Annotated in this window: 2 protein-coding genes; both read right to left on the bottom strand. The window is 51.8% G+C overall.

The window, feature by feature from the left end:
- Positions 1-44: 44 nt before the first annotated feature.
- Positions 45-11,570 carry a non-ribosomal peptide synthetase gene (locus GQF01_RS00215; protein ID WP_161404600.1) on the bottom strand — a complete coding sequence of 3,842 codons (11,526 nt, stop codon included), beginning with the start codon at positions 11,568-11,570 and terminating at the stop codon, positions 45-47.
- A 65-nt stretch (positions 11,571-11,635) separates the two neighbouring features.
- Positions 11,636-13,541 (bottom strand): non-ribosomal peptide synthetase (locus GQF01_RS00210; protein WP_161404597.1); only part of this gene is annotated, 1,906 nt, incomplete at its 5' end.

Raw genomic sequence — 13,541 nt, 5'->3', positions numbered from 1 at the left:
ATCGCGCCCTCCTAGCAAAATGTGTGTTCCTCGCTTTCTGTGCTTCAAAAATCGAATGCGATTTCCTCCCGTATTGCCTGAACATACTTGCCCGACTTTAACTGAATGGGGATATTTCCAATCATGGTATCCCGGTGATGAACAATATAAGCTAACAAGCTCAAATAATCGTGTCCGAGCCGCTCAATGGTTGCTTTCTTGAACAGTTGTGAGCTGTACTCCATTCGGAGACGGATGTCATTCCTCTCCTCTGTCGCTTCCAGAAGCAAATCGAACTTGGCGACAGTTTTCTTGAGCGGATAGGACGCAATGTGAAGATCTGCAAAGTCAAAGCCTTGGCTGCCCATATTCTGAAGGGCAAACATCGTATCAAATATTGGATTCCTACTTGGATCTGGTGATGAGACCAGCTTTTGGGCGAGAATTTCAAACGGATAGTCTTGGTGTTCATAAGAGTCCAATGCCGTCTGCTTAACTTCCTGCAAGAAAGCTGAGAACGTTTTTTCCTTATGCGGAAATGTCCGGATCACGAACGTATTGACGAACATGCCTAGCAAGTTGTCCAGATTAGCATCCGGTCTGCCAGCAATAGGCGTTCCTATCACGATCTCCTCTTGCATGCAAATATGTGACAGTAAAATACTGTATACCGCCAGCAGCGCCATGTAGAGCGTTGTCCCCGTTTCCTCCGTCATGTTCCGCAGCGCTTCCACCAGTTCCTGATGGATAATCATCGATAACTCTTCACCCTCAAAGCTGCGTTGCTCTCCCCGCGCATAATCCGTCGGAAGCTGCTGCACAGGAAGATCTGACAATGTCTCTAACCAGTAGTCCTCCTGCTTCTGAAAGGATTCACTTTGAAGCCATGATTGCTGCCAAACCGCATAATCCTTATATTGCAGACTAAGCGGTGCCAGCTGCTTGCCTTCGTATAACTGCGTAAATTCACGAATGAGAATGTTCATAGAAGTTCCATCGGAAACGATATGGTGCATATCGAATAAAAGCAGATGGTTGTCTGGCCCCATACAGACCACGCCAGCTCTTAACAACGGTGCTTGACTCAAATCGAACGGTTGTATAAAACCATGAATCAGCGCCTCAAGTTCTTCTTCCTTGGAATGAAAGACAGGAACATTCAGATGTGCTTCAGGCTGAATAAGCTGTACTAGCTCTCCGCTTCTCATCTCAAAGGTCGTGCGAAGCACCTCATGCCTCTGGATAATCTGCTGAAACACCTCAGCGGCAAGCGCCGTATCTAGATTCCCTGAGATTCGAAGAACAGCAGGCATATTGTAACTGGCATCTGCCCCTTGACCATGCTGAATAAGATACATGCGGCGCTGGGCAGAAGAAGCTGGATAATATTCTCGTTCGTAGATCGGCTCGATCGTAACGGATTTGTCCAGGGATGAAGATGCATTTCGTAAATGTGCAGCGAGCTGCTCGAGTGTCGGAAATTGAAAGACGGAACGTAACGGAATCTGCACCTGGAACTCGCGGTACACTTGTGAAATTAGTGCCGTAGCCTTGAGTGAATGGCCGCCAAGCTCGAAAAAATGATCATGGATACCGACCGCTTCCACTTGCAAAATGTGCTGCCACAGCCGTGCAAGCCTATTTTCCAACTCATCACGCGGTGCGACGTAGAGTTTGTGGCTGCTTCTACTGCTGTCCGGTTTCGGCAGCGATTTTCTGTCCGTTTTGCCATTGCTTGTTAGCGGCATAACTGGAAGCTGCATCAGATGCGTCGGGAGCATAGGGCCCGGCAGCAGCAAGGCCAACTGAGCCCGCAATTGCTCTAGATCCAGCTCCTCATCTGCGGTTACATAGGCACATAGCTCCAGCTCAAACTCGGTGTTCTCCAATGCCGCAACTGCTGCTTCCTTGATCCCAGTCACTTGCAGCAGCACCGACTCAATCTCACTTGGCTCAATCCGGTAACCTCTGATTTTGAGCTGACGATCCATGCGTCCCAAATATACAATGGTTCCATCCGCTTTCCAGCACGCTCGATCCCCCGTACGGTACATTCGCTCCCCCGGGCGGAACGGATCGCTTATGAACTTCTCGGCCGTAAGCTCCGGCGCATGAAGGTATCCGCGTGCCACGCCAGCGCCACCGACCCATAACTCGCCTGGCACTCCTACTGGTTGAAGCAAGCCCTCCGGATTCATGATATAAGCCGTTGAATGACTGATCGGTCTACCGATTGGAACCAACTCTTCCCCACCTTGGACCCGGTAGCTGGTCGAGAATGTCGTATTCTCTGTCGGCCCGTAACCGTTCCATAAGATTAGTTCCGTGCACACCTGCTTCACGTTATGAATGGGTTGAGGCAACAATTGTTCGCCGCCAACCACCAGATGACGGAGTCCAGCGAACATCGCCGGGTTCTCCTGTGCAAATAGATGGAACAATGACGTGGTCAGCCACATCATCGTTATCTCGTTCTCCGTCAGAAAAAGCTCCAGATGCTTAATGTTTAGCAGTACATCCTTTCGTACCGGATATAGCGTACCCCCATGCAGCAAAGTCCCGAATATTTCAAAAGTCGAGGCGTCAAAGCTTACGGCGCCCGTTTGTGCCATCCTTCCTATCTCCGCAAAAGGTACATAAGCCGTATTGTCTACCAACCGGATGACATTGCGATGCTCGACCATGACCCCTTTCGGATGACCAGTCGTTCCCGACGTATACATGATGTAGGCGAGATTATCCGATTTTGCCAACAACTGCACGTTCGTACTCTCATGCTGCTCCCAGGCTGCATCCTCAATCGCAAGCACGGTGCCTTCGAACGAGGAAGGAGCCTCCGCCGCCAACGATTTAAGAATAATCTGTACCTCGCTGTCCTCCAGCATAAAACGCATCCGCTCTTCCGGGAATTCCGGATCAATCGGCACATAAGCCCCGCCTGCTTTAAGCACGGCAAGAATGGCCGTAACCATCTCTGCAGACCTGTCCGCCAGCACCGCTACATGACTTTCCGCGACAACACCGCGTATTCTCAGCTCACGCGCGAGACGGTTGCTTCGCTCGTTCAATGCCCGGTAGCTGATGACGTTGCCTTCGTCTACGATCGCAGCATGATCTGGCGTTCTTGTCACCTGATCCTCGAACCATTCAGTAATCGTTTGTTGCCCGCGATGCCGTTCGGAAGAAACTTCCTCATCAATCGACCTAGCCGACCCAACCGACTGTAGAAAGAAGCTTTTTTCTTCTTCACTTAGCAAGGATATCTCGCCAATCGAAAGATCGGACTGCTCCAATATGGCTTGAATTACGCGCAAATAGTGGCTGGCCATTCGGTCGACAGTTTCTTCCTTAAATAAGGAAACACGGTATTCCAACGAGAACTCGATACCATTTTTAACCTCCACAGCTTCCAAGGTCAGATCGAATTTCGCCATTCTGAATTCAAACGGATACGGAGTCCCCTGTATGCCACCTAGATTGATTTCGATATCAAACATGTTTTGCAAAGAAAAGACCGTATCGAACACCGGATTCCGACTAAGATCTCTTTCGGTGCCGAGCAGTTCCACAAGCTCCTCAAACGGTAAGTCCTGATGGTCGAATGCCTGCACAGCGTGATCGGCTACTTCTTTAAGAAACTGCTTAAACCGCTTGCCTGAAGACGGCGTGTTTCGCATAGCCACCATATTAACGAACATGCCGACCATATGCTGCGTGTCCGCATGTCTCCGTCCGGCAATCGGCGTTCCGATAATGAAATCGTCCTGCCCCGAATACTTGGCAAGCAATACATAATAAGCTGCTAACAATACGGTGTAGCTCGTGGTGCCTTCCTGCAAGGCCAACTGCTTCAATTTCTCCGTCAGACCCGCGTTCAAGCTGAACAGCACCCGATTTCCTTCAAAGCTCTGAACAGCCGGCCTCGCATAATCAGCAGCAAGCTGCAAAATGGGAAGCTCGCCCGAAAGCCGCTGCAGCCAATATTGCTTCTGCTCTTCAAAAGCTCCGTTGTCCATTTGTTTCCGGTGCCATTCGGAATACTCTTTGTACTGAGCTCTCAAGGCAGGCAGCTGCTCATTCTGGTACAAGGCGGCTACATCTCGTATGATCACGCTCATCGAGACACCGTCTGAGATGATATGATGCATATCGAACATCAGCATGTACCTTTGCTCCGCATACCGGACTAAACCGACACGCAGCAAAGGCGCCTCTGATAAAGTGAAAGGCCGAATAAAAGATTGAATCGTCTCCTGCATCTGGTCCGCCGTAATGACCAAGCGCTCCATCTGATAGCTGACATCTTCATGAATGCTTTGAACAGGACTACCATCCTGCCATTTAAAAGAAGTCCTCAGCGATTCATGCCTGCGGATGAGCGCAGCAATAGCCTGCTCCATGCGATCAGCATCAACTTCACCCGTCAAGATCCATGCTCCTGGCATATGGTAGGTCGTATCCACACCTTGATATTCGCTGAGAATGAACATCCGTTTCTGTGCGAAGGAAAGTTCATAAACATCCTGCTCTGCAATAATCGGAATGGGCTCATAGATCTCAGCTACAGTTGATTCTTTCGATGCAGCTATATATTGCGCGATATTTTCCACATACGGTTTTTCGAAAAAAACACGCAGCGGCACTTTCACATGCAAGCGCTGGTCTATTTTGGAAATTAAGGCTGTTGCCTTCAATGAATGTCCGCCCAACTGAAAGAAGTTGTCCCTAACACCAACTACATCCACGCCAAGGATATCCTGCCACAGCTCTGCCAGCTCTAATTCGTAGACATGCTGCGGCGCCGTATAATTCCTCTCCTTATTGCTGACTCCCGGCTTGGGCAATGCTCTTTGATCCACTTTGCCGTTCCCGGTTAACGGCATCGTTTCCAGTCGAATGAAATGCGATGGAATCATATAGGCTGGTAGCAAACCGGCAAGGGACACTCGCAGTTCGGCAGCTTCCAGAACGTCTTCTGACGTAAAGTAAGCACAGATCTCGTTCTCATCCTGACGGTTCCGATAGATTGTTACGACAGCTTCCCGGATACCCTGTATCTGAAGCAGAACGGTCTCGACTTCTCCAGGCTCGATGCGATGACCTCTTACTTTCACTTGACGGTCCATTCTTCCCAAATACTCAATTTGTCCGTTTGCGAGCCACCTAGCGGAATCACCCGTGCGGTAAATCCGCTTGCCAGGACGGAACGGGTCGGAGATGAACTTCTCCGCTGTAAGTTCTGGTGCATTCAAATACCCACGGGCGACGCCATCCCCGCCAACCCACAGCTCTCCTGCAATGCCTACGGGCTGAAGCTGGCCTCCCCTGCTTACAATATAAGCCGTCGAGCGGCTGATCGGGCGGCCAATCGGGATGGGATCCTCGCCTCCTTCAATAAGGTAGCACGTGGAAAATGTTGTATTTTCGGTAGGTCCGTACCCGTTCCAAACAGCAAGTCCGGGAGATGCTTCTCTTACATTGTGAATATGTTTAGGAGACAGAGCGTCCCCCCCGACAATCAGGTGTCGTAAAGACGCGAACATCTTTGTACGCTCCTGCGAAAGCTGATTGAACAGTGGAGATGTCAGCCACATTGTTGTAATGTGGTATTCCCTTATGAACAACTCCAGTTGCTCTGCATCAAGCAGCACATCCTTGCGTACCGGGTACAAGGCCCCTCCGTGCAGGAATGCTCCAAACATTTCAAAAACAGACGCATCAAAGCTTATTGCGCCCGTCTGCGCGACACGCTCTGCTTCCGCAAACGGAATATACTTCGTATTATGAACGAGCCGAATGACGCTGCGCTGTTCAATCATGACCCCTTTCGGTTTCCCCGTTGTTCCCGATGTATACATCACATAGGCAAGGTGGTCAGGACTTATGTTCGGCTTGACAGACATCTCCGCATACCTGTTCAAAATTGATCGGTCATGCTGAAGCTTATGTTTCTTCTTTGGTGCCAGCATCTCTTGGGTCTTGTCGATTTCGAGCTGTACATCGTACCGGAAGCGCGTTAGCTCATTTTCAATCGTATGAATTTTCGGGTTGAATCGGATCTCAACGATTCCGTCCATTTCTATGGCAAGATCCTCGAAAAATGTCTTGGAAATAAACAGCTCCTCGGAAAAATCGGTTTTCGTTTTCGCTTGCGGGTGCTGTAATTTATAAGTTCTTAGGGACTGCATCAGCTCATCTTTCAGGTCTTGATCCATGACGTCACCGATGAATAGTACCCCTTTATCTGACATAAGATCTATGGCTTTTGCCACAACCTGCCTCAGGTAGTTATGACCGTGAAAGGCCTGAATAACACTGTTAATAATGACAATATCGAATGACTTTTCTTCCACGAAATCAACTTGATGAGCAGGCAAGCACGCCAGCGTGATATTAGATAGGTTATGCTCAGCAATCCATTGTTTATCTTTTTCAATGATCACTTTGGACATATCTGTCCCGTAGTATAAGCCTACATGAGGGGCAATGCGGAACATACTGATACCCGAGGCACAGCCAATCTCCAATACCCTGCTGTCCTGCTGCAGAAGAGGGCGCAGCTTAGCCAGCACATTATCGCCATACTCATCCATCTCTTCCCGGCTTAAATGATCTCCCGAATAACTATTGACCCAGCCTCCGCCCATAATATCGTCCTCAGACTGTTCGCCTACGTACTCCCACAGTCTGACATCCATCAATTCATTAGGCTTCTCTTCTGTTTCTTCATACACACTGTCACTATCTATACATACAAAGCATCTCAGATCAGGACAATCCCACTGGAGCGAATTTAACGTTTTTATATAAGCCTTGCTGGATAAAATGACCTGGACACCCGCATCGTCCACCATCCATTTCATTCTTTCATGCGGGAAATCGGGGTCGATTGGCAGATAGGCCCCTCCTGCCTTCAGTACGCCCCAAATGCTTACTACACGATCTACCGGATTTTCAGTCAAAATACCAACAAGCTCATCACGCTGGATACCGTGTTCGTTCACCAAATATGCGGCTATGCCGTTAGCACGATGATTCAATTCGTGATAGGTCAAGCAAATATCTTCAAACTCAACGGCAATCTGATCCGGTGTCCGATTGACTTGATCTTCGAACAGCTCTGGCAAGGATTTCTCATTCGGATATGCCGTATCCTCATCTTCTAAAGCAGTAAACAGACGTTTCTCATCATCTGTCAGTAAATGAATGGCTCCCAGCGTTTGGTCCGGATTCGCCGCAACCTCCTGGGCAATTTGTACATAATAGCCGTTTAAGCGTTCAATCGTCTCTTTTTTAAACAATTTGGTACTGTATTCCATGAGCATTCTTGCGCCATCTGTGTGCTCCCAAGCATACAGCGTTAAGTCAAACTTTGACGTCCGGCAGCTGTAGTCGTAAGGAATAAAACGCAGCCCTTCGATATCGATCTCAGGAATGTCCATGTTCTGCAGGACAAAAGCGACGTCAAACAACGGGTTGCGGCTTGGATCCCTTTCCATTCCGCTGCGTTCCACCAGAGTGTCGAACGGATAGTCCTGATGCTCAAACGCATCAAGCGATGTATGCTTCATTTCCATTAAAAACTGCCGAAAGGTTAGATTGCTTCCTGGATGTGATTTCATAACCAACATGTTGACGAACATACCGATCGTATGCTCAAGATCCGTATGCGGACGATCCGCAATGCCTGTCCCGACAACGACTTCATCTTGACTGGCATAGGTCCCCAAAAGGACCGCATATACGGATAACAAAACCATATAAAAGGTCGTGCCGGTTTCCGCAGCCAATTGATGCAATTGTTTGTTTACAAGCTGCGGAAGGTTGAATCGAAGCTGATTTCCTTCAAAGCTTTGCACGGGAGGTCTGACGAAATCCGTCGGAAGCTGCAGCAAAGACAGCCCGTCCGATAACATTTCCTGCCAGTACTGCTCGTCCTTCCGCATCGTGTAATCGTTCGACCGTTTATTATGCCAAACGGCGAAATCCTTGTACTGAATGCGCAGGTCGGGCAAAGCATTTCCTTTATACAGCTGCATGAATTCTTTTACCAAAATGCCCATTGAAGTTCCATCGGCTGCAATATGATGAATATCTAAGAAGAACAAATGCCGCTCTGCTTCCAATTCGAGCAATTCTACCCGAAGCAGAGGAAGTCTCGAGAGGTCAAAAGCACGTATTAAAGCATCAATTCGCTCCTCGAGCTGTATATCTGAATAGGGTGTAATGTGAACATTGAATTCGTTATGAGCATGGACTTCTTGTACAACTTCTCCGTCAACCATATGGAACGTAGTGCGCAAAGACTCATGCCGTTCGATCAGCTTCCGGAATGCTGCAGCCATCCTTTCGAGATCCAGCTTTCCTTCGATGATAAAGGTTACTGGTATGTTATAGCCGGTTCCAGCGCCCTCCAATTGATCAATAATCAACATTCTCCGCTGAGCTGCTGAAACAGGATAGTTGGCCTGTCCTGAAACAGGCTCAATAGGGACAAAAGCATTTTCTTCTGCAGATCTGACATATTCCGCTGTTGCTTCTATCGTTGGGAATACAAATAGCTGCTTCAACGGGACAAGTACTTCCAATTGTTTATGCATCTTAGAGATAAGTTGAGTCGCTTTCAGCGAGTGGCCGCCAAGATCGAAGAAGTTATCGTGAATCCCGACCTCCTTCACGCCGAGCACGTCCTGCCAGATATCGGCCAGTTCCGCTTGCAGCGGCGTTTCCNNNAGTGGAATCTGCTCTAGGCGGATATAATGCGATGGCACCATGTAAGCGGGAAGTCCCGCTTGCATATGCGTCCGCAGCTCGCTAATCGTTACGTCCTCTCTCAGCACGACATAAGCGCACAGCTCGGCCTGTCCCTGAAGCTCTTGGGCAAGAATCGTCGCTTCCTGCACAAAGGGATGGCTGAGCAGATGATGCTCCACTTCGCCAATCTCAATTCGGTGACCGCGAATTTTGACCTGATGGTCAATCCGGCCTAGATATTCCAGCTCGCCATCCGCCCGGCGCTTCATTAAATCGCCGGACCGATACAGCCGCTCTTGCGGCCTGTACGGATTGGTCACGAACCGCTCTTCGGTCAGCTCATCGCGGTTTAAGTAACCGCGCGCCACGCCGTCTCCGCCTACGTACAGCTCTCCAGCTACGCCAATTGGCACAAGCCGCCTCGCGCTGTCCATCACATAGCCTGTTACCGTCGGCAGCGGAAGGCCGATCACACTTTGTTTCACTGCCAGCTCCGCTTCCGTGATTTCCTTATACGTCACATGCACCGTCGTTTCCGTAATCCCGTACATGTTCACCAGCGTAATCTCCGGGTACGCCGCTTTCCATGGCTTCAGCATCTGCGGCTGCAGCGCTTCGCCTCCGAAGATCACATACCTTACGTCCAGCTTCGGCTGCTTCAATCCTTTCGATCCTTCGCACGCTTCCCGGATCAGACCATAGAACGCCGTCGGTGTCTGGTTCAGCACGGTAACCCCTTCGGCGATCAGCAGCTCCAGGAAGGCCGCCGGACTTTGCGCGACCGCTCTCGGTACAATCACGCAGCGTCCGCCATACAGCAGCGCCCCGTACATTTCCCAGACCGAGAAATCAAAGCCGTACGCATGGAACACACTCCATACATCCTCGGCTCCGAAGTCGAACGGCAGCTGGTCGTTGTGCAGAAGCTGCACTACGTTGCGGTGCTCGATCATCACGCCCTTAGGCACGCCCGTCGTTCCCGACGTGTACAGCACGTACGCCAGGCTGTCCGGACCATGGACCGCAGGCAAATTCTCGCCTGAACGCGCCGCCAAGTCACTATCTGCGGTCGTGAGGAGTCGCACGGGCTGCTGCTGCTCAGAGAGCAATTCCTCCTGCTCATCCGCGGACAGCGCGCGGTCCGACAACAGCACAGCTGCGCTGCTGTCGCCAACGATATAGCGAATCCGCTCCAGCGGGTAGTCGGGATCAATCGGCACATACGCGCCGCCTGCCTTCAGTACTGCAAGGATGCCAACGAGCATCTCCGGCGAGCGCTCCATCAGCAGCGCGACCCGAACATCCTTGCCTACGCCTTCTTCCCGCAGCTTCCTTGCGAGCTGATTGGCTCGGCGATTCAGCTCGCCGTAGGTCAGACGGCTGCTTTCCCCTACAACGGCTATGCGCTCCGGCCCCTCCGCCACGCAAGCCTCGAATAAGCCGGACAGCGTCTCTTCGCGCGGGTAATCCGCCTGCCTGTTGTTCCACTGGTTCAACAGTTGTCCCGTTTCTTCTTCCGTCAGCAGCTCCAGCCCCGCTGCCAATCGATTCGCATCTGCAACGGCTCCTCGCGCCAGCTGCTTCAGGTGATCTTCCAGTCTGCCTATGACAGCTGCATCCATCACTTCCGGGTCGTAGTAGATCTGAATGACCAGTTCTTTGTCCGGCAGCACAATCAGGTGAAAGTCATAATGCGTCTGCTCATGCCACGCATAGTCCGTGACCGTGCATCCCGTCTGTCCATGGGTCAGTGCCCCTTTATCCAGCGGATAGTTCTCAAAAGCCACGACATGATCGAACAGTTCTTGCTGACGCTTCGTATCCGCTTGTATCTGATACAGCGGATAATGCCCGTGCTCTCCCGCCTCCAGCACCGCGCTGTGCATGATTTTCAGCAGCTCGGCAAATGTACGCCCTGCGCTTTGCAGCCGTACCGGCACGGTCTGAATAAACATCCCTACCGCGCGTTCAATGCCCGGCAAACTGGACGGACGCCCGGAGACGACGGTGCCGAATACGACATCGTCGCTCCCGTTATAGCGCTGCAGCAGCGTGGCCCACAACGTTTGAAAAACGGTGGCCAGCGTAACGTTATGCGCGTGCGCCAACGTCTGCAGCTCCGAGGTCAGCTGCTCATCCAAGCTGAAGCGCTGCACGGCTGCCGTCATCCGTTTCCCGGAAGACTCTCCCGCCTTGGGCAAGCTCGCTGAACTTTCGTAGCCAGCTAATGTTTCCCTCCAGTAAGCGGCTGCCGCAAGCTGATCCTGACGGGCCAGCCAGCGGACATACTCGCCATAGGCAAAGGTCGATCCGAGCGCTGCAGGCTGCTTCAAACGCAGACTGTTATACAGCGTAAACAGCTCCTGCAGCACGACGCTTAACGACCATCCATCCAGAATAATGTGATGAAAGCTGAGCAAGAGCGTATAACGCTCGTCCCGGGTGCGCAGCAGGAAGAGGCGAATCGGGATTTCCTTCGTCGGCGTGAATCCGCGCTGCGCATCTTTTTCCCGGAATGCCTGCACATACGCTTCCCTTGGCGCATCCTCCAGATGACGGATGTCTTCTGTCTGCAGTCGGACGCCCGCCTCCTTCAACACCGCCTGCAGCGGCTTCTCGACGTTCGTATATTTAAACACAGTGCGCAGCACATCATGCCGGGCCACCAACTGTGCATAAGCTTCCTGAAAATCCCCGATATCGATCTGCCCTGTCAATTCCACCTGCATTTGCTCCACATAAGCGCCCGACTGTTGATCCCATAGGGTGTGAAAGAGCATCCCTTCCTGCAGTGGTGTCAGCGGATACACATTCTGTATCTCTATCTTTGGATTCATTCTCATTCCACTCCCAGTTCGATTAGGATAGATTCATTCGGACATACATGAGCGTTGCAGCCTTATTAGCGCACTACAGTTGCTCCAGGAAAACAGCCTTGCAGAATTCTCTGTACCAATGCCGCATTCTCCGGCAAATTACGCTCATCAAGAAACTCGATGTGTGTGCCAGTACCTTTATACTTCAATACCCTGCCGCTCGTAGATCCTTCCCAGGTAGCTGAGGTTAGCAGCTCTTCTGATTCAACGGCATACACCGTGGAGGTAAGCGGACCCTGATTGACCAAGTTGCTCAAATAGATCCGGTATTCTCTCATGCGATGTGCCGCTTCTTTTCGAATCGAAGGCGTTCTGAGGAACAGGCCAAGCTCCGTCGTTTCAAGCATGCCCAACAATTGCTCCGTCTCTTGCTCAATCTCTTCCATCGTCTGCGATATGGCTTGGTCTCTAAACAAAGCATCCAGAATGACGATGTCCGATACGACATGCCCTTGATCTTCCAACAGCTTCCCAACTTCGTACGCCAGATTGCCACCAGCCGAATATCCAAGCAGCACGTACGGGCCTTCTGCTTGCAGCTCCGTGATCCACTTCACATAGGCTTGTAAACGATCCGGATCTGTGATGAAATCGAACGCATACCAGGAATACGATGGCAGTTGCGATGCCAATCCTTTGTAAACGAAGCCGTAGCCACCCACAGGAGGGAAGCAGAATATCGTTCCTTCTCTGCCTTTCTGCAGCAAGGTGACTGGCGTATCCGCCTCACCACGGAAGAGTTGCATCTCTTCGATTCGCTCCGCCAGCTGCCCCACCGTCGGGTAGCGGAAGATGAACGGCAGCGGCAGCTCTACGCCTGTCTCCGCTGCTAGGCGCGCGACCAGCGTCGCTGCCAGCAAGGAGTGCCCGCCCAGCAGGAAGAAGTCGTCATCCACACTGATTTGTTTCACACCCAGCACCTCTTGCCAGATCGCCGCCAGCTTCTTCTCCACTTCGCTTTGCGGCTCCTGCACAGCTCCGCGATGCACCGACTCCGGCGCCGGCAGCGCCTTGCGGTCGATTTTGCCGTTCGCTGTCAGCGGCAGCGCCGGTATACACAGCAGATGTGACGGCAGCATATAGGCTGGCAGATGCTTCGCCAAATGCTCGCGCACCTCCGCCGCTTCCACGTCACGCGTCGGCACGACATACGCGCACAGCTGCTCGCGTCCTCCGCTATCGATGCACAGCACAACCGCTTCTTCGATGTCTGCGTGCTGTCTCAGCCAGTACTCGATTTCGCCCAGCTCTACGCGGAAGCCCCGTACCTTCACTTGATGATCCTTGCGCCCAAGGAACTCCATATTTCCATCAGGCAGCAGCCGTCCCAAATCGCCCGTCCGGTACATGCTCTCATCGGGACGGAACGGGTTCGGCACAAACGCTTGCTCTGTTTTGTCACGATCGCCCGCATAACCTCGCGCCACACCGACGCCCCCGATAAACAGCTCCCCTCTCACCCCGGAAGGAACCGGAAGGCCAAACGGATCGAGGATATAGAACACATTGTTCGCCAGCGGCTTCCCATAAGGGATGCTCCGCTGTTCTTCACTTACGGCATGAATCGGATAGTAGTTCGACCAGACTGTCGCCTCCGTTGCGCCCCCCAATCCAATGAGCTGCGCTTGCGGGAATACCCCGCTCATGCGCGCTTTTAGGTTAACCGGAATCCAGTCCCCGCTGACCAAGACAAGCCGCAGATCGGTTTGCTGCCAAGGCGCTTCCTCGGGGCTATTCTCGATGCTCTGCACCAAATAACTCATCGTGGTCGGCACCGAATCCCACAGCGTGATGCGCCCCGCCACGAGCAGTCTCTTCAGCTCCTGTGGGTCGCGCACGGCATCCCTCTGCGCAACGACTACGCTGCCTCCAGCCGCCAGCACGCCGAAGATGTCGTACACCGACAGATCGAAGCTCAGTGACGTGATCCAT

Source organism: Paenibacillus silvestris, assembly GCF_009882985.1.
Classification (GTDB): Bacteria; Bacillota; Bacilli; order Paenibacillales; family NBRC-103111; genus Paenibacillus_E; species Paenibacillus_E silvestris.
The sequence above is the reverse complement of the archived record's forward strand: the minus strand, read 5'-3'. Positions and strand labels throughout refer to the sequence as shown.